This window comes from Pseudomonas sp. Irchel 3E19 (genome assembly GCF_900187585.1).
Classification (GTDB): Bacteria; Pseudomonadota; Gammaproteobacteria; order Pseudomonadales; family Pseudomonadaceae; genus Aquipseudomonas; species Aquipseudomonas baetica.
The window spans coordinates 1-19,405 of sequence record NZ_FYDT01000061.1; the positions used below are offsets into that span (position 1 = coordinate 1).

14 protein-coding genes and 1 pseudogene are annotated in these 19,405 nt (G+C 60.3%); 14 read left to right on the forward strand and 1 reads right to left on the reverse strand.

Translation table 11 applies throughout. From position 1 onward, the window contains the following. From CKW18_RS26025 to argR, 7 genes and pseudogenes are all read left to right on the forward strand, one after another. Positions 1-97: pseudogene (locus CKW18_RS26025) on the forward strand (IS110 family transposase); the annotation flags it as partial. Between the two features lie 642 nt (positions 98-739). Continuing rightward, positions 740-1,513, forward strand: a complete 774-nt coding sequence (locus tag CKW18_RS26030; protein ID WP_095191409.1) for an ABC transporter substrate-binding protein — start codon at positions 740-742, stop codon at positions 1,511-1,513. A gap of 91 nt (positions 1,514-1,604) precedes the next feature. Further along, positions 1,605-2,294, forward strand: coding sequence for an ABC transporter permease (locus tag CKW18_RS26035; protein WP_095191410.1), 690 nt, complete (start codon positions 1,605-1,607; stop codon positions 2,292-2,294). Continuing rightward, positions 2,291-2,989, forward strand: a complete 699-nt coding sequence (locus CKW18_RS26040; protein WP_095191411.1) for an ABC transporter permease — start codon at positions 2,291-2,293, stop codon at positions 2,987-2,989. The genes CKW18_RS26035 and CKW18_RS26040 overlap by 4 nt, the downstream gene beginning before the upstream one ends. Before the next feature lies 1 nt (position 2,990). After that, positions 2,991-4,103: a succinylglutamate desuccinylase/aspartoacylase family protein gene (locus CKW18_RS26045; protein ID WP_095191412.1), complete on the forward strand. Its 1,113-nt coding sequence runs from the start codon at positions 2,991-2,993 to the stop codon at positions 4,101-4,103. Positions 4,104-4,130: 27 nt separating this feature from the next. Next, positions 4,131-4,895, forward strand: coding sequence for an ABC transporter ATP-binding protein (locus CKW18_RS26050; RefSeq protein ID WP_003227281.1), 765 nt, complete (start codon positions 4,131-4,133; stop codon positions 4,893-4,895). A 231-nt stretch (positions 4,896-5,126) separates the two neighbouring features. Continuing rightward, entirely contained in the window at positions 5,127-6,107 is a 981-nt protein-coding gene (gene argR / locus CKW18_RS26055) for a transcriptional regulator ArgR (protein ID WP_095191413.1), read from the forward strand. A gap of 47 nt (positions 6,108-6,154) precedes the next feature. Here the strand turns inward: argR and CKW18_RS26060 are convergent, their stop codons facing one another. Next, positions 6,155-11,122, reverse strand: coding sequence for a dermonecrotic toxin domain-containing protein (locus CKW18_RS26060; RefSeq protein WP_095191414.1), 4,968 nt, complete (start codon positions 11,120-11,122; stop codon positions 6,155-6,157). A gap of 287 nt (positions 11,123-11,409) precedes the next feature. Here CKW18_RS26060 and CKW18_RS26065 point away from each other — a divergent pair, with 287 nt between their 5' ends. The 7 genes from CKW18_RS26065 to astE all read left to right on the forward strand — a co-directional run bounded on the left by CKW18_RS26065 (position 11,410) and on the right by astE (position 19,258). Then, entirely contained in the window at positions 11,410-12,630 is a 1,221-nt protein-coding gene (locus CKW18_RS26065; protein WP_095191415.1) for an aspartate aminotransferase family protein, read from the forward strand. Between the two features lie 205 nt (positions 12,631-12,835). After that, complete coding sequence (aruF, locus tag CKW18_RS26070) at positions 12,836-13,855, forward strand: arginine/ornithine succinyltransferase subunit alpha (RefSeq protein WP_095191416.1); 1,020 nt, start codon at positions 12,836-12,838, stop codon at positions 13,853-13,855. 51 nt (positions 13,856-13,906) lie between these two features. Beyond that, on the forward strand, positions 13,907-14,932 hold the full coding sequence (gene astA, locus CKW18_RS26075) for an arginine N-succinyltransferase (RefSeq protein WP_095191417.1): 1,026 nt from the start codon (positions 13,907-13,909) through the stop codon (positions 14,930-14,932). Next, the gene (astD, locus tag CKW18_RS26080; protein ID WP_170947325.1) at positions 14,929-16,398 is read left to right on the forward strand and encodes a succinylglutamate-semialdehyde dehydrogenase; all 1,470 of its coding nucleotides are present in this window, start codon (positions 14,929-14,931) and stop codon (positions 16,396-16,398) included. Before astA ends, astD begins: the two co-directional genes overlap by 4 nt. Positions 16,399-16,540: 142 nt before the next feature. Next, positions 16,541-17,887: an N-succinylarginine dihydrolase gene (astB, locus tag CKW18_RS26085; RefSeq protein ID WP_095191419.1), complete on the forward strand. Its 1,347-nt coding sequence runs from the start codon at positions 16,541-16,543 to the stop codon at positions 17,885-17,887. A gap of 57 nt (positions 17,888-17,944) precedes the next feature. Then, a complete protein-coding gene (locus CKW18_RS26090; RefSeq protein WP_016983958.1) occupies positions 17,945-18,235 on the forward strand; it encodes a hypothetical protein in 291 nt (96 codons plus the stop codon). 12 nt (positions 18,236-18,247) lie between these two features. Then, positions 18,248-19,258, forward strand: a complete 1,011-nt coding sequence (astE, locus tag CKW18_RS26095; RefSeq protein ID WP_095191420.1) for a succinylglutamate desuccinylase — start codon at positions 18,248-18,250, stop codon at positions 19,256-19,258. Positions 19,259-19,405 lie beyond the last annotated feature (147 nt).

The following is a 19,405-nucleotide window of genomic DNA, read 5'->3' on the forward strand; positions in this document are numbered from 1 at the left end:
CACCACGCAGGCGTTGGTGATGCTGGCTCGCAAACTTGCTCGGGTGGTATTCGCCTTGCTGAAAGGGCAAAGCGAATATCAGACAAAAGTCAGTTGAGGGCTTCCCCTCAACCATAGAATCTCCCACAGGTAGATGGCAGTCCAGCTGTAGGAATACATTCCAATGGTGGGAGCGGGCTTGCTCGCGAAGCAATTTGTCAGGCGCTGGTGTAGTCCCGGCCAGAAACCGAAACCACCCAGCCAATAATTATCGATTTGCGCCGTAAGACATTTCCCGCTGTTACCCGCCCTCATTCCCGTAACCATATGTGTAACCACCCGCGCCAAATCGGGGCAAAGGGAAACGCATCGCCCCGTTTTAGAGCCTCAAAACCCCTGGTGAAAAATAAGACACAACGCTGCGCTTGCCGGATTAGAAGGGTTTGCGAATAATAGGCCCGCAATTTGCAGCATGGATCGGTTCACAATCTTTCGCTCTTGCATGAATTTGCAAGGCTGTCAATGCGCTAAAGTCGCTTTCTCTGTGCATCTGTAATTAGTTGTCGCATTGAAGAAATATCGGCTTCTGGCCTGTCGTTAGAATGCCGGTCACTGGCTCATCGTGGCTGACGTTGAAACCCCTGACGGTTTCAATGGGAAATTTCCCACCGATGCAGCAACCGATTTCCCGATTCACCCATTCGCATATTGGGCTGTTGCTCACTCTGCCGTTTTTGCCCTTTACCGATGGAGTCCCAAGATGAAGAAACTTGTGCTGCTTGGCGCCCTGGCACTGTCCGTGCTGTCGCTGAATGCCTTCGCTGACGAAAAACCTCTGAAGATCGGTATCGAAGCGGCTTACCCTCCGTTCGCCTCGAAAGCGCCGGATGGCAGCATCGTTGGTTTCGACTATGACATCGGCAACGCGCTGTGCGAGCAGATGCAGGTCAAGTGTGTGTGGGTCGAGCAAGAGTTCGACGGTCTGATCCCGGCACTGAAAGTGCGCAAGATCGACGCGATTCTGTCGTCCATGTCGATCACTGAAGATCGCAAGAAGTCCGTGGACTTCACCAACAAGTACTACAACACCCCGGCTCGTCTGGTCATGAAGGCCGGTACTCAGGTCAGCGAAGGTCTGGCTGAGCTCAAGGGCAAGAACATCGGCGTGCAACGTGGTTCGATCCACGAGCGCTTCGCCCGCGAAGTCCTGGCCCCGCTGGGTGCCGAGATCAAGCCATACGGTTCGCAGAACGAGATCTACCTCGACGTGGCCGCCGGTCGCCTCGACGGCACCGTGGCTGACGCGACCCTGCTGGATGACGGTTTCCTGAAAACCGACGCTGGCAAAGGTTTCGCCTTCGTTGGCCCGGCCTTCACCGACGTCAAATACTTCGGCGACGGCGTAGGTATCGCAGTGCGCAAGGGCGACGCCCTGAAAGACAAGATCAACACCGCTATCACGGCTATCCGTGAAAACGGCAAATACAAAGCAATCCAGGACAAGTACTTCGCCTTCGATATCTACGGCAAGTAACACGTCTCTGCGACAAGTCCGAAATGGCGCAAGCAACAGGATCTCTGCGGTTTGCGCCATTTTTTCATCCCAACTTTCGAGGACCTGAATCATGTTGAAAGGCTACGGGGCTGTCATCCTCGATGGCGCATGGCTGACGCTTCAGCTCGCCTTGTCGTCCATGGCTCTGGCCATCGTTCTCGGGCTGATCGGTGTCGCGTTGCGCCTGTCGCCGGTGCGCTGGCTGGCCTGGCTGGGCGATCTGTATTCCACGGTGATTCGCGGGATTCCCGATCTGGTGCTGATCCTGCTGATCTTCTACGGCGGTCAGGACTTGCTCAACCGCGTGGCACCGATGCTCGGCTATGACGACTACATCGACCTGAACCCGCTGGCCGCCGGTATCGGCACTCTCGGTTTCATCTTCGGTGCGTACTTGTCGGAAACCTTCCGTGGCGCGTTCATGGCGATTCCGAAGGGCCAGGCCGAAGCCGGCATGGCGTACGGCATGAGCAGTTTTCAGGTGTTCTTCCGGGTGATGGTGCCGCAGATGATTCGTCTGGCGATTCCGGGCTTCACCAACAACTGGCTGGTACTGACCAAGGCCACCGCGCTGATTTCCGTGGTCGGTCTGCAAGACATGATGTTCAAGGCCAGGCAGGCGGCAGATGCCACCCGCGAGCCTTTCACCTTCTTCCTCGCAGTGGCGGCGATGTACCTGGTGATTACCAGTGTTTCGTTGCTGATCCTGCGTCAACTTGAGAAGCGCTACTCGGTAGGCGTAAGGGCGGCTGATCTATGATCTTCGACTACAACGTCATTTGGGAGGCCCTGCCGCTGTACCTCGGCGGCCTGCTGACCACCCTCAAACTGCTCGCGCTGTCGCTGTTTTTCGGTCTGCTCGCGGCCCTGCCGCTGGGGCTGATGCGCGTCTCGAAGAACCCGATCGTCAACGGCGCCGCGTGGCTGTACACCTATGTGATTCGCGGCACGCCGATGCTGGTTCAGCTGTTCCTGATCTACTACGGTCTGGCTCAGTTCGAAGCCGTGCGGGAAAGCTTCCTCTGGCCATGGTTGTCCAGCGCTACGTTCTGTGCGTGCCTGGCCTTCGCGGTCAACACCAGCGCCTACACCGCGGAAATCATCGCCGGCAGCCTCAAGGCCACGCCGAACGGAGAGATCGAAGCGGCCAAGGCCATGGGCATGTCGCGCTTCAAGCTGTACAAGCGCATCCTGCTGCCGTCGGCCCTGCGCCGGGCGCTGCCGCAGTACAGCAACGAAGTGATCATGATGCTGCAGACCACCAGTCTGGCGTCCATCGTCACCCTGATCGACATCACCGGCGCGGCGCGTACCGTCAACGCGCAGTTTTATCTGCCGTTCGAGGCTTACATCACCGCCGGCGTGTTCTACCTGTGTCTGACTTTCATTCTGGTGCGCCTGTTCAAGCTGGCCGAGCGACGCTGGTTGAGCTATCTGGCCCCAAGGAAGCATTGATATGGAACGCATCGATCATGTATTGCCGTGGAACCATTTAGGCAGCGAGCGCCAGGTTTCGGTGTTCCGCTTCGGCAGCGGCGAGCGCAAGGCCTACATTCAGGCCAGCCTGCACGCTGACGAATTGCCGGGCATGCGCACCGCCTGGGAGCTGAAAAAACGCCTCGCCAAACTTGAAGCCGACGGCTTGCTCAAGGGGGTGATCGAGTTGGTGCCTGTGGCCAACCCGATCGGCCTCGGGCAGTTGCTGCAAGGCGCGCATCAGGGGCGGTTCGAGGCCGGTAGCGGCAAGAATTTCAATCGTGATTTTGAGGAGCTCAGCGCGCCGCTGGCCGCCGAGCTGGAAGGGCGTCTGGGCGATGACCCGCACGCCAACATCCGCTTGATTCGTCAGGCGATGAGCGACCATCTGGCGGCATTGCCGCCGGCCAGCAGCCAGTTGCAAGGCTTGCAGCGCATCTTGCTCAGCCATGCCTGCACGGCGGATGTGGTGCTTGATCTGCATTGCGACTGTGAAGCGGTCATGCACATGTATGCCTTGCCTCAGCAATGGCCACAGTGGCGCTCGCTGGCGCAACATCTGGACATGAAGGTGGCTTTGCTGGCGGAAGATTCCGGTGGCAGTTCCTTCGATGAAGCCTGCTCGCTGCCGTGGCTGCGCCTGGCACGGCAGTTTCCTCAAGCACAGATTCCTTTGGCCTGCAGCGCGACGACTCTGGAGCTGGGTGGTCAGTCCGACACCGGGCGTGAGCAGGCGATCAACTGTGCCGAAGGCATTCTGGCGTTTCTCGCCGAACAGGGCTTGATCGGTGGTGGATGGCCTGCCGCGCAGCACGAGGCTTGCGAAGGCATGCCACTGGAGGGCACGGAAATGCTCTTCCCCCCTCACGCGGGTGTCGTGACGTTCCTGCGCAAGCCGGGGGAATGGATTGACAAGGGTGAGGCGCTGTTTGAAGTCATTGATCCTTTGACGGATAAGGTGAGCATTGTCTGTGCCGCCACGTCCGGGGTGTTGTTTGCCGTTGAACGACTACGTTATGCCCAAGCAGGCTTCTGGCTGGCCAAAGTGGCGGGGCGCGACGCGCTGCGTCACGGCCACTTGCTGAATGACTGATCCACTGTTTTTGTGAGAACCGACCGCATGTACAAACTTGAAGTCCAAGACCTGCATAAACGCTATGGCAGTCACGAAGTGCTCAAGGGCGTGTCCCTGAAAGCGGCAGCCGGCGATGTGATCAGCATCATCGGCTCCAGTGGCTCCGGCAAAAGTACTTTCCTGCGCTGCATCAACCTGCTTGAGCAGCCGCACGCGGGCAAGATCCTGCTCAACAACGAAGAGCTGAAACTGGTGGCCAACAAGGACGGCGCGCTGAAAGCCGCTGATCCGAAACAGCTGCAACGCATGCGCTCGCGCCTGTCGATGGTGTTCCAGCATTTCAACCTGTGGTCGCACATGACCGCGCTGGAAAACATCATGGAAGCGCCGGTCCATGTACTGGGTGTATCCAAGGCCGAAGCCCGCGAAAAAGCCGAGCATTACCTGAACAAGGTCGGCGTGGCCCATCGTAAGGATGCGTTCCCGGGGCATATGTCCGGTGGCGAGCAGCAGCGTGTGGCGATCGCCCGTGCGCTGGCGATGGAACCGGAAGTGATGCTGTTTGACGAGCCGACCTCGGCGCTTGACCCGGAGCTGGTCGGCGACGTGCTGAAGGTGATGCAGGCGCTGGCCCAGGAAGGTCGCACCATGGTCGTCGTGACCCACGAAATGGGCTTTGCCCGTGAAGTGTCGAACCAGTTGGTGTTCCTGCACAAAGGTGTTGTTGAAGAAAGCGGCAACCCGCGCGAAGTGCTGGTTAATCCGCAATCGGAACGCCTGCAACAGTTCCTGTCGGGTAGCCTCAAGTAAACGCTGCCGTTATGCACCAAATTAGGTCATGCTTCGCGACCTGAAGACTTGCTCGACCCCCTGTGGGAGCGGGCTTGCTCGCGAAAGCGGTGTATCAGTCGACATCATTGGTGTCTGATCTATCGCATTCGCGAGCAAGCCCGCTCCCACAATGGATCTGCGACAGTTTCGATTTCGGGCTAGCATTGGCCCTTGCCTTCATCACCGTTGTTCGTTTCGGATCGCCCGCCCATGACTGCCCATCGAATTGGTTTCCTGATTTGGCCCAGCACTAAAGCTCTGACTTTGGCTCTGGCGGAGGAGGCCTTGCGCGTTGCGCAGCGGGTGCACCCGGACGTGGTTTACGAACTGTCGTTCTTGCAGGCCGAGCCGCCCGTCGAAGGTGCCTGGCAGTTGCCCGGCGAGCCGTGGGCCGGCAAGCTGGAAAATTTCCAGAAACTGTTCCTGCTCGCTGACGAGCCGCCCACCGCGCTGGCCTCGCCACTGAGCAGCGCGCTCAAGCAACTGGTGCGTGCCGGTTGCGTGATCGGTGGCTTGTCCGCCGGTGTCTACCCGTTGGCGCAACTGGGTTTGCTCGACGGTTATCGCGCTGCCGTGCACTGGCGTTGGCAGGATGATTTCGCCGAGCGTTTCCCGAAGGTCATCGCCACCAGCCATCTGTTTGATTGGGATCGTGATCGCCTGACCGCGTGTGGCGGCATGTCGGTACTCGACTTGTTGCTGGCGGTGCTGGCCCGTGACCATGGTGCGGAACTGGCCGGAGCGGTCTCGGAAGAATTGGTGGTCGAGCGCATCCGCGAGGGTGGTGAGCGTCAGCGTATTCCGTTGCAGAACCGTCTCGGCTCCAGTCACCCCAAGCTCACCCAGGCGGTGTTGCTGATGGAAGCCAACATCGAAGAGCCGCTGACCACCGACGAAATCGCCCAGCATGTGTGCGTGTCCCGTCGGCAGTTGGAGCGGATCTTCAAGCAATACCTCAACCGCGTGCCAAGCCAGTATTACCTGGAGCTGCGCCTGAACAAGGCCCGGCAGATGTTGATGCAAACGAGCAAGTCGATCATCCAGATCGGCCTGTCGTGCGGCTTCTCCTCGGGGCCGCATTTCTCCAGCGCCTACCGCAACTTCTTCGGTGCTACGCCACGGGAAGATCGCAACCAGCGGCGCAGTAGCAGCCCGTTTGAATTGTCGTCGGTACCCACCGAGCGCGGTTGAAGGATCAATGGTCATGAGCAAGCGACCTCGCCCATGACCGTTTGTGCCTAGCGCCTTACCAGGCGCTCCTGGCCTCCAATACCCAGATCATTGCCCGTACGCCGGTAATAGGCGTTGATGCGTTCCACGCTTTGCGCGTTGAACGGATTGTTGCCAAAGTTCATCAGGTGCTTGGCATCGACCTCCATGAGTTCGACGGGCATTTCGCTGATTGCGTTACTGCTCAGGTCAATCAGTGTCCAGTTGCCCATGGCCAATAAGCCGGTCGGGACCTCGGTGATGCCGGTTGAACTCAGATCCAGCAGCGCCAGATTGCTCATGGCGCTTACCTGGGGCGTGCGGCCCAACGGGTTGTCACGAAGACTGAGCATCTCCAGTTGTTCCATGCCGGCCAGGGCGTCCGCGCTGGCTTCGGTCAACGTGATTGAGCATTCAGGCAGGTTCAGCGCACTCAGTTGTGGCATGGCGAAAACCGCCTGCGGTATGTCGTCCAGTCGGTAACCGCGAATCGTCAGCTCTTGCAGCTTGGTAAAGCGCTCGAGAAAGCCACCGACGCGGGTGACGAAGTTTTCCGGGCTGGTCAGGTACAGCGTGGGCACGTGGCTGAAGTCCGCTGTCAGCACCGGCAGATCACCCATGATTGCGGTATGTGAAGCGAAGCCGTATTCACCTTCAGGCGCATCGGTTTTCGGTATTTGCCGCCAGCAGTCTTCCAGCGTGCTCTGGAATTCGTTACGCCGCATCTGCTCGGCGCTGATCTCGGCTGCACTGAGCGGGGCGCCGCTGACGGGGTGAGTCAGCGGCGTGTTTTGCGACCACTCGCGCAGGTCAACCAGCAACTGCTCAAGCTCGGCCCTGCGCCGTAGCAGCTCAGCCCGACCTTCAATCAGGGTGCCGGGCAATTGATAGACAAAATCGCTCGCCTCTTCCTTGTCCAGATTGGGATACAGCTCTTGGGTCTGAACGATATCCGCCTGATCGACCAGCACTTCGAAACACTGCCCGGTTCGTTGGTAGTGCGTTTTGATCTGCTCGCGAGCGGCGTTGCTCAGGTGTGGATTGTTGGCAAAGCTGATGCCGTCGCTGCGCTCGGAAGACAATTCGAAGAGCCAGTCCGGCAGCTCGCTGATGTTGTTGTCGTCAAACACGCCAATGCTCAACTGCGGGTGATTTTGCAGGCCCTCGGGGACGTGGCTGATACCGGTGTTGCTGAGTTCCAGAAGGTACAGCTTCGGCATGCTTGCGATGTCGGGTGGCAGGTTCAGTTGTGGGTTTTTTGATAAGTCCAGAAACCTCAGCGCGCGCAGCGATGAGAGGAGTACCTGACTGGCCGGGGTGAGCACCAGCTCGCATTCGCTCAAGATCAGGTCGTTGAGTACCGGCATTTGCGAGAGTGCCTCTGGCACGCCGGGCAGCTTGAAATCGATCAGGGCCAGGCGCCGCAGTTCGCTGAACTGCTGCAAAAACGCATTGACGCCGGTTGTCCCGGAGTGGCCGTCCAGAGTCACCGCACTGATATGGCTGAAGTCCCCGGACAGGACGGGCAGGTCGCCCAGTATCGGCTGGGAGAAATTGATGATGTGGCCGGATGCAGGGCCTTCTTCTTCATCATAGAAGGCGGTTTCCCTGCGCCACGCGCGCATGATCTGTGTTCTTAGCGCTCGGCGATTGCTGATTTGCGCCGAGGTTTGCCAGGCATCGAGTGCTTCTCCGGTGATCGGGTGCAGGGCCGGCGGATTGTTGGCCCAGATTTGCAGCTCATGTTGCAGTTGAAGGTATTCGTCAGTCAGTCGTGACAGCACGGCGCGCGGATTCGATCCGAGGTGGCGCAGCATGGTCGCAATTTCCCTGTCGCTCAGGGCTGGATACAGCAGGCGGATTCGCTCCTTCAGCGAGAGCACTTCGGGCGTCACCCGGGGGTAGCCCGCCCGGCCCAACAAGCGCAGGGCATCGACCTGCGGTTCGACGGGCTGGATGTTCAGGGCGATGCGAAGCGCATCTCGCGTCAGTGGTTTTTCCTGCGCCAGCCGTTTGAGTTTCTCTGCTTCGCCGATGTTCAGCTTCAGTGCATCACGCTGTGCGTCGGGCAGTGCTCGCAGCACGCTGTCGTACAGATCCGATGTCCCGTGCAGCGGCTGACCCTGACTGTCGAAAGGTTGGTATCGAGCGCCGTCCTGTCGCACCAGCACTTTGTGAATGGGCGCATTGGCGTGACCGATGCTGTCCAGTTCCGGGCCGTCGAATGATCCTTGGCGCACATCAATGCGAACCTCGGGGGACCAGCCGGGCAGCGTTTCCAGGCTGTGCAGCGCCAGCACGTCGGTTTGCGCCGGTTCCACCGACGCCAGAGCCAGCCCTTCATAAGCACGGGTCAGCAACACCTCCTGCCCGACGAGTCGGGTGAGTTTCTCCAGCCGTTCGGGCAATTGGCCCTGAGCGATCTGCAGCACTTCGCGTCCGCTGGCGTTGTGCAGCATTTCTTGCGCCACGCTGAGGGGTAATGGCGGATCGCTTTGCACAAGTGTCTGCACCTGGGCGTCGGCGCTTTGTTCGAGCAACCGGTAGCGCGATTCAAACAGTGCGCTGCGTTGCGCTCGCGCGATCTGCGCCAGGGTGTCGCGCAGGTTGCGCGTACGCCAATCGAGAGACTTGAACGGGTTGCCGAACGCCTCATTCAGCAATTGGCCGATTTGGTTTTCGGTGAGCTGTTGCAGCACTGTTTTGAGTACGTCGCCGTCCGCCAGCTGGTTTTGACGAAGCTCGATCAGGCGACTGTATTCACTTGCTGAGGATTGCCAGAGCACCTGTCCCTGGCTGTCCAGCAGGCGTAGCGCCTGGTCTTTCGGCCAGCGCTCGGCTTCGCTGAGGAGTTGCAATTGTGTGGCCGGATCAGCGCTCAGGTATTGCTCAGGTACGTCACTGGCGATCTGGTCGATGAAGCGTTGCAGATCCTGATCAATCCTGAAGCGTTTGAGGGTGTCGGCCAGCAGTGGCGGCGGTGCTTCTTGATTGACATGCATTTTGCGCAAGGCATCTTCGGAGCAGCCGCTGACTTGAAGAATCTGTTCGCGCTGTGCGGGCGCAATGGCGTCGACAACAGGCCCGATACGTTGCAGCAGCGTGTCCTTTTCCCAGCTCAGCGGTTGTTCGAGTTCGGTGTGCCAGGCGCCGTGACCATTGTCGCGCAATACCGGTTTGTAAGCGTCGGGGCGGGAGGGATGTTCGATTCGATAGCTGTGGCTGTGCGGATCCTGGCTGACCTCGAAGTGATCGCCGTCCAGGCGCAGTATCCGTTTGCCCTGATGTTCGTGCAGACCCAGTGCGTTGGGGGTGGAATTCTCGGGCAGCGAAATTTTCTGTTTGTAAGGCGTGAGGTCGGGCTTCCAGTAGGTTTTCTTGCCCTTGGCGCCGCGAACGGATTTGAAGCGGTCGATGAACTGCACGATTTCGCGTGGCAGTACCCGGCGATACTCACTGGCAATCACCGCGCCACCGGCGACAAACAGGCCCAACTGCAGCAGTGCTTCGGTCATCGCCATCAAGTGCTCAAAGGCTTCGCTGGTTTGCCCCTCTGCCCAGTCAACGATGCCTTCAAACGTTTCGTCGAGTATTTGGAACGCCATGTAAGCCATCATCAATTCGCCAAGAAATGGCACAAACGGCATGGCGACAAATGACGCAATGTTGAGCAGGGTCTGGGCGATATCGACCACGGAATCCCAGAATGCCCAGCGTGCCTTTTGATCGACCCTTGCCGTCGGCACGGCAATGACGCGCGCATCATTGAGAATCTTGTCCAGATTGCTTTGGTAAAGCTGCTGCCAGAGATCACCGCTGATCACCGACGCCTCGAGATGCAGGTCGGGGTTGTCGATGGGTTCGCTTCGCCACGCGGGCAGTCCGCTGCCGGGTGCGGGTGAATGAAACGTCAACTGGCTCAGGCTGCGGTTCAGTTCACTGAAGAAGTGACCGCGTTGTTCATGCGCGACGAACCTGCTGAAAAAGTGCTGGTAGTCGGGCGAGCGCAGTTGTCGGGTGAGTTCAGTGGCAAATTCGCTGGATGAGGCATATTCCTTGAGCGGATGTTCGGGGTCGTCCGGGATGTACACCACCACGGGCGTGGTTTCGCGGCTTCGTTGCAAATCTGCGGCAAACACCCGAATGGCGCTCAGTGGCGTGGCCAGTAGCGTCAACTGGTGACACAGGACCGGCAAGCGGTTGAAGCGCAAACCTTGCAGCCCATCGAGCAAACCTTCGATCGTCCGCGCAAAGCCTTCCTGGATGTCGTTGTTCATCCGTGCGTATTGCAGCGCTGCCTTGAATGCCGCTTGTTGGCTGGCATCGACTTTTCGCCGTAGCGCAGCGGCCACCTTCGGGTCGTTCAGACCCAGTTGCTCGTTGAGGTGCTGTTGATACAGGCGACCGATGTCCAGCTCCCGGCACAGCCGGGTGAATGCCGGGATCCCCAGGGTTTTATCGAGCGAGGGCAGCGTTTCGAATCGGCCTGCCTGATCCGGCTCGGTGATGAACGCCGAAGCGGGTTCGTACGCCCCCTCAAGTGTTTCGTGCTCTTCGAAGTTGTGCAGGGCGGCGTCAAGCAGCGACACCGTCCAGGTGCGCGCAGCGCCCAATGACAGCGAGGTATAGAGGCGCAAACAGGTTTTGCGCACGTCCAGGTCGGTGATGCCGAACTGCGCGCGCAGTGCTTCGAGCAGCAACGGCTCGGCGAACGTAGCGGCGTCCTGCAGCTTTGCCAGTTGCCGGTCGACCTGGTTCTGCGCGATCCAGTGGCGGGCATTGAGCTTCTTCAGTGTGTCGTGGTGCCTGGCCGGCTGGGCCTTGAGCTTGCTGTCGAGCCTTGGGGCGGTGCGGCGTAACGCCTGGCGCCTGGCCGCGGCTGCGCGGGTCAGCCAGTCGGGCATGCAGTCTTGCAGGGGCGCGTAATGCTCGTCGTGGTGTGCGGGCTGCCAGCTCTGCTCGGCATCAATTGGCAGATCTTGTGGGTCGGGTCGCAATGGAGAAGTCCTTGAACGGAGGGTTTTGATGTTCAAGGGAAACAAACGCTGCGCAGGGTCGTGCGGTACATATTTATAGGGCCCTTGCGAGGCTGTCTGTAAACTGGCGCGCCGGTTTAAACTGCGCCTTTGCGACCCTATATGTCGCATTGCCGTAAACCCGGGAAAATCCGGGGTTTGCGCTATAAGAAGTTGTCGCTTGGCGACAAGGCCGGGCTGAAAACTGTCCTTACAATCCTCACCAAGCTCGCCAGTTTCAGGCGGGTGCTTCTCATCAGGAGACTCCGATGTCCGTTGAGCACGCTGCGGTACAACGCGCCGATTTCGACCAGGTTATGGTTCCCAACTACGCGCCTGCCGCTTTCATTCCGGTGCGTGGCGCCGGTTCCCGCGTCTGGGATCAGGCCGGCCGCGAGCTGATCGACTTTGCTGGCGGCATCGCCGTCAACGTATTGGGCCACGCGCACCCGGCGCTGGTCGGTGCGCTGACCGAGCAAGCGAACAAGCTGTGGCACGTTTCCAACGTGTTCACCAACGAGCCCGCCCTGCGCCTTGCGCACAAGCTGATCGACGCCACGTTCGCCGAGCGCGTGTTCTTCTGCAACTCCGGCGCTGAAGCCAACGAGGCCGCGTTCAAGCTGGCCCGTCGCGTGGCGTTCGACCGTTTCGGCAGCGAGAAGTACGAAATCATCGCCGCGCTGAACAGCTTCCACGGCCGTACCCTGTTCACCGTTAATGTCGGTGGCCAGTCGAAGTACTCCGACGGTTTCGGCCCGAAAATCACGGGCATCACCCACGTTCCTTATAACGACCTGGCGGCGCTGAAAGCCGCGGTTTCCGGCAAGACCTGCGCGGTCGTGCTGGAACCGATCCAGGGCGAGGGCGGCGTACTGCCGGCCGAACTGGCTTACCTGCAAGGTGCCCGCGAACTGTGCGACGCGAACAACGCGCTGCTGGTGTTCGACGAAGTGCAGACCGGCATGGGCCGCAGCGGCAAGCTGTTCGCCTATCAGCATTACGGCGTGACCCCGGACATCCTCACCAGCGCCAAGAGCCTGGGCGGCGGTTTCCCGATCGCGGTGATGCTGACCACCGAAGCGCTGGCCAAACATCTTGTCGTCGGCACCCACGGCACCACCTACGGCGGCAACCCGCTGGCGTGCGCTGTCGCGGAAGCGGTGATCGACGTGATCAACACCCCTGAAGTGTTGAATGGCGTGAATGCCAAGCACGACAAATTCAAGACCCGTCTGCAGCAGATCGGCGAGAAGTACGGCCTGTTCACTCAGGTGCGCGGCCTCGGTCTGCTGATCGGTTGCGTGCTGAGCGAGGCCTGGAAAGGCAAGGCCAAGGACATCTTCAACGCCGCTGAAAAAGAAGGCCTGATGATCCTGCAAGCCGGCCCGGACGTGATCCGTTTCGCCCCGAGCCTGGTGGTGGAAGACGCCGACATCGATGCCGGCCTCGACCGCTTCGAACGCGCTGCCGCAAAACTGACGCAAGCCTGATAGACCCTTCGACGCCTGAGCTTCTCGGGCGTCGATCAAAATTTTTGATACCGGGCGAACTCCATTGTGGGAGCGAGCCTGCTCGCGAAGAGGGCGTGTCAGTCAACATTTTTGCTGACAGATAGACCGCTTTCGCGAGCAGGCTCGCTCCCACAGTATCCGGTGTTTTTTTCAGTAAATTTTTATAAGAGAAAGGAGTGACACCATGCTGGTGATGCGCCCTGCGCAAATGGCTGATCTGGGCGAGGTACAGCGTCTGGCTGCGGACAGCCCGATTGGTGTCACTTCCTTGCCGGATGACGTGGAACGTCTGAGCGACAAGATCGCCGCGAGCGAAGCCTCGTTTGCCGCCGAAGTGAGCTTCAACGGTGAAGAGAGTTACTTCTTCGTCCTCGAAGACACCGCCACCGGCAAACTGGTCGGCTGCTCGGCCATCGTTGCTTCGGCTGGTTATTCGGAGCCGTTCTACAGCTTCCGTAATGAGACCTTCGTCCACGCCTCCCGCGAGCTGAAGATCCACAACAAGATCCACGTGCTTTCGCAATGCCACGACCTGACCGGCAACAGCTTGCTGACCAGTTTCTATGTGCAGCGTGAGCTGGTGGGTTCGCCGTGGTCCGAGCTCAACTCCCGTGGCCGTCTGCTGTTTGTCGCCAGCCATCCGGAGCGTTTCGCTGATTCGGTGGTGACCGAGATCGTCGGTTACAGCGACGAGCATGGCGACTCGCCGTTCTGGGACGCCATCGGTCGCAACTTCTTCGACCTCAACTATGCCGAGGCCGAGCGCCTGTGTGGCTTGAAAAGCCGCACGTTCCTCGCCGAGCTGATGCCGCATTACCCGATCTACGTGCCGCTGCTGCCGGACTCCGCCCAAGAGGCGATGGGCCAGGTGCACCCGCGTGCGCAGATCACCTTCGACATCCTGATGCGCGAAGGCTTCGAGACCGATCACTACATCGACATTTTCGACGGTGGCCCGACCCTGCATGCACGTGTTTCGGGGATCCGTTCGATCGCCCAGAGCCGCGTGGTGCCAGTGAAGATCGGCGAGCCGGTCAAAGGTGCCGGGCGCCAGTATCTGGTGGCCAACGCGCAGTTGCAGGATTACCGCGCCGTGTTGCTTGAGTTGGACTACGCGCCGGGCAAACCGGTGACGCTGGATATGGAAGCGGCCGAAGCCCTGGGCGTCGGTGAAGGTGCCAGCGTGCGCCTGGTGGCGGTTTAACGCCTTAGCGAGTTTCACGGGTGGCGAAGGCGGCCCGTTTGAGGAGATAGCATGATTGTTCGTCCCGTACGCAGCAGCGATTTATCCGCGCTGATCGACCTGGCCCGCAGCACCGGCACCGGCCTGACCACATTGCCGGCCAACGAAGAACGCCTGACCCACCGGGTCGGCTGGGCCGAGAAGACCTTTCGCGGCGAAGCCGGCCGTGGCGACGCGGACTACCTGTTCGTGCTCGAAGACGACGACGGTCGCGTGGTGGGGATTTCTGCCATTGCCGGCGCCGTCGGCATGCGTGAGCCGTGGTACAACTTCCGTGTCGGCCTGACCGTCAGCGCCTCGCAAGAGCTGAACATCTATCGCGAGATTCCGACGCTGTTCCTCGCCAACGACCTGACCGGCAACTCCGAGCTGTGCTCGCTGTTCCTGCACGCCGATTACCGCACTGGCCTCAACGGTCGCATGTTGTCCAAGGCGCGGATGCTGTTCATCGCCGAGTTCCCGGAGCTGTTCGGCAACAAAATAATCGCCGAGATGCGCGGTGTGTCGGATGAAGCCGGTCGTTCGCCGTTCTGGGAAAGCCTGGGCCGGCACTTCTTCAAGATGGAATTCAGCCAGGCCGATTACCTGACCGGTGTCGGCAACAAGGCCTTCATCGCTGAACTGATGCCGAAATTCCCGCTGTACACCTGCTTCCTGTCGCCGGATGCGCGCAACGTCATCGGTCAGGTTCACCCCGACACCGAGCCGGCGCTGGCGATGCTCAAAAGTGAAGGTTTCAGCTATCAGGGTTACGTCGACATCTTCGACGCCGGCCCGGCCATCGAATGCGAAACCAGCAAGATCCGCGCAGTGCGTGACAGCGAAGCGCTGGTGCTGGCCGTGGGGACGCCGGGCGACGATGCCACGCCGTTCATCATCCATAACCGCAAGCGCGAAGATTGCCGCCTCACCGCTGCGCCGGCCCGTCTGGCCGCCGGCACTCTGGTGGTCGATCCGCAGACCGCCAAACGTCTTCAACTCAACGCGGGCGATCAAGTGCGCGCCGTGGCGTTGTCCGCTGCTCGGGAGTCGAAATAATGAATTCGCTATACATCGCAGGTGAATGGCTGGCCGGTCAGGGCGAAGCTTTTCAGTCGCTGAACCCGGTGACCCAGCAAGTGCTGTGGTCGGGGGAGGGCGCCACCGCCGCTCAGGTCGAGTCGGCCGTGCAGGCTGCGCGTCAGGCTTTTCCGGGCTGGGCACGTCGTTCGCTGGACGAGCGCATCAGTGTTCTCGAAGCGTTCGCTGCTGCGCTGAAAAACCACGCCGACGAACTGGCCCGCACCATCGGTGAGGAAACCGGCAAGCCGCTGTGGGAAGCCGCGACCGAAGTCACCAGCATGGTCAACAAGATTGCGATCTCGGTGCAGAGCTACCGTGAACGTACCGGCGAGAAGAGCGGCCCGTTGGGCGACGCCACCGCCGTACTGCGCCACAAGCCGCACGGCGTGGTCGCGGTATTCGGCCCCTACAACTTCCCCGGTCACTTGCCCAACGGCCATATCGTTCCGGCGCTGCTGGCCGGTAACAGCGTGTTGTTCAAACCCAGCGAGCTGACCCCGAAAGTCGCTGAGCTGACGGTCAAGTGCTGGATCGAAGCCGGTCTGCCGGCCGGCGTCCTGAACCTGCTGCAAGGCGCGCGCGAAACCGGCATCGCGCTGGCGGCGAACCCGGGCATCGACGGTCTGTTCTTCACCGGTTCGAGCCGCACCGGCAATCACCTGCATCAGCAATTTGCCGGTCGTCCAGACAAGATTCTGGCGCTGGAAATGGGCGGTAATAACCCGCTGGTGGTCGATCAGGTCGCGGATCTGGATGCAGCGGTTTATACGATCATTCAGTCGGCCTTCATTTCCGCCGGCCAGCGCTGCACCTGCGCGCGCCGCTTGCTGGTGCCGCAAGGCGCGTGGGGCGACAGCCTGCTCAAGCGTCTGGTTGAAGTCAGTGCGACGATTGAAGTCGGCGCATTCGATCAGCAACCGGCGCCGTTCATGGGCTCGGTGATTTCCCTCGGCGCGGCGAAAGCGCTGATGGATGCTCAGGAACATCTGTTGGCCAGCGGTGCCGTGTCGCTGCTGGCGATGACTCAGCCGCAGGCGCAATCGGCGCTGCTGACCCCGGGTATTGTCGATGTGACGGCTGTGGCCGAGCGTCCGGACGAAGAACTGTTCGGTCCGCTGCTGCAAGTGATCCGCTATACCGATTTCGCTGCTGCGATCAGCGAGGCCAACGACACCGCTTACGGTTTGGCCGCCGGTCTGCTGTCGGATTCTGAAGATCGCTATCAACAGTTCTGGCTGGAAAGCCGCGCCGGTATCGTCAACTGGAACAAGCAGCTGACCGGTGCCGCGAGCAGCGCGCCGTTTGGCGGTGTCGGTGCCTCGGGCAACCATCGCGCCAGCGCTTACTACGCGGCGGATTACTGCGCGTACCCGGTGGCGTCACTGGAAACGCCGAGTCTGGTGTTGCCTGCCACCCTGACACCCGGCGTGAAGATGGCGTGATGCCCATTCGCGAGCAGGCTCGCTCCCACATTGGAATGCATTTCCCTGTGGGAGCGAGCCTGCTCGCGAAGGCCGCGCCTCGGTCGCACTGAACAGTTAGTTACTGAAGCCTATAACAACAGATTCTCGTGGAGCCTCGCTGATGAAATCCTATGAAGTCAATTTTGACGGTCTAGTGGGGCCGACCCATAACTACGGCGGTCTGTCCTACGGCAACGTTGCGTCCCAGAGCAACAGCCAGCAATCGTCGAATCCGAAGGAAGCGGCGCTGCAAGGCCTGGCGAAAATGAAAGCGCTGATGGAAATGGGCTTTCAGCAAGGCGTGCTGGCGCCACAGGAACGTCCGGACGTGGCCGCTCTGCGCCGTCTGGGTTTCAGCGGCACCGACGCTCAAGTCATCGAACGCGCCGCCAAAGAAGCCATGCCGTTGCTGGTCGCCAGTTGCTCGGCGTCGAGCATGTGGGTAGCCAACGCCGCCACGGTCAGCCCGAGTGCCGACACGGCAGACGGCCGCGTGCATTTCACCGCCGCCAACCTCAACTGCAAATATCACCGCAGCATCGAGCACCCGACCACCAGCCGTGTACTCGGCGCGATGTTCGCCAATCAGCAACACTTCGCCCATCACGCCGCATTGCCGGCGGTGGCGCAGTTTGGTGATGAAGGCGCAGCGAACCACACGCGTTTCTGCCGCGAGTACGGCGAGGCCGGTGTCGAGTTCTTCGTGTTCGGTCGCAGTGCGTTCGACAACCGTTTCCCGGCACCGCAAAAATACCCGGCGCGTCAGACCCTCGAAGCCTCGCAAGCGGTTGCCCGTCTGCACGGTCTGCGTGAGGACGGCGTGGTTTATGCGCAGCAAAACCCGAACGTGATCGATCAGGGCGTGTTCCATAACGACGTGATCGCGGTGGGCAACGGCGAGGCGCTGTTCTACCACGAAGACGCGTTCCTCGACACCGAACAGATGCTGGCCGAACTGCAAGGCAAGCTCGCCAAGGTTGGCGGTAACTTCCAGTCGATCTGCGTGCCACGTTCGGCGGTCACCGTGGATGACGCCGTGCGTTCGTACCTGTTCAACAGCCAGTTGCTGTCGCGTCCTGACGGTTCGATGCTGTTGATCGTGCCGCAAGAGTGCCAGGCTAACGAGCGCGTGTGGGCCTACCTGCAAAGCCTGACCAGCTCCGGCGGGCTGATCCGCGAAGTGAAAGTCTTCGATCTGAAGCAGAGCATGCAGAACGGCGGTGGCCCGGCCTGCCTGCGACTGCGCGTCGCGCTCAACGAAACTGAACTGGCGGCGGTCAACCCAGGCGTTATCATGACGGCCCCGTTGTACGGTTCATTGACCGCATGGGTCGAAAAGCACTACCGCGACCGCCTGAGCGAAACCGATCTGGCGGACCCGCAATTGCTGCTTGAATGCCGGACGGCACTGGATGAACTGACGCAAATCCTTAAACTGGGCGCGGTTTATCCATTCCAGATCAATTGATGGCCGGCACGCCGCCTGAACGCGGCGCGCGGCTTGTCTCCCCAAGAGAGTAAAAACATGAGCGATTCCCTGCAGCTGATCCTTGAAGACACCGACGGCACGCAACTGCAAACCTCGTGCACCCGCGTCGCGGTCATGTGGCAAGGCAAAGAGCTGTGGATCCAGCAGGACGGCCGCGGCCAACTGCTGATCGGTGTGGACGTCGAAGAAGGTGACGCCGAGTACGCCAACCTGCTGCTGCGCCCATTGGCGACTAATCTGGTAAGTCTGCAACTGGAAATGGAACCGGCTGACGTCGGCGACGACGAAGACCACGTGCACGGTCCGGATTGCAACCACGATCACTAAGGAAACCGCTCTATGCTCGCCCTCGGCAAACTGCTTGAACTGACCCTCGCCGGCCGTGAACCGGCGGAGAAGACTCAACTGACTGTCGAAGGCGTGCGCATGCGCTGGCTGAGCGAAGGTGCGCTGGAAGTGCGGCCACCGCAAGCGCGCGACAATGGCCTGGACCTGCTGCTGTCGGCGGGTATCCATGGCAACGAAACAGCGCCGATCGAGTTGCTTGATCGGCTGCTGCATGACATCGCTCGCGGCGACCTGAAGCCGCGCGCACGCATTTTGTTCCTGTTCGGCAATCCCGAGGCGATTCGCAAAGGCGAGCGCTTCATTGAGCAGGACGTCAATCGGCTGTTCAACGGCCGTCACGAACAAAGCAGCGGCAGTGAAGCGCTGCGTGCCTGTGAGCTGGAACGGCTGGCGGCGAGCTTCTTCAGCCTGCCGGATCGCCAGCGGTTGCATTACGACCTGCACACCGCCATTCGCGGCTCGAAGATCGAGCAGTTCGCCCTGTATCCGTGGAAGGAAGGGCGCCAGCATTCCCGTCAGGAACTGGCGCGTCTGCGCGCGGCCGGCATGGAGGCGGTGCTGTTGCAGAACAAGCCGTCGATCGTGTTCAGCTCGTATACCTACGACAAGCTCGATGCCGAGTCTTTCACGCTGGAATTGGGCAAGGCGCGGCCATTCGGGCAGAACGATGGAGTCAACGTTTCGCTGCTGGAAACCCGTCTCAAGCAGATCATCGAAGGCACCGAGCCGGAGCTGGCAGAGCAAGGGCTGGATGGTTTGCAACTGTTCAGTGTGGCGCGGGAAATCATCAAGCACAGCGATGCGTTCCGCCTGAACCTGCCGGCGGACATCGAGAACTTTTCTGAATTGGATGTGGGTTATGTGCTGGCCGAAGATCTGGCCAATACCCGTTGGGTCATCGAGGAAGAGGGCGCGCGCATCATCTTCCCCAATCCCAAGGTCAAGAACGGCTTGCGCGCGGGCATCCTGATTGTCCCGACCGGCGACGAAAACCTCGCCTGATAGCGACATCTGAATCGGCACAAAACCAATGTGGGAGCTAGCCTGCTCGCGAAAGCGGTCTACCAGTCAACTTGTCGTCGGCTGGCTGTCCCTCTTCGCGAGCAGGCTCGCTCCCACATTTGACTTGAGTGAGGTTAAAAACTCACT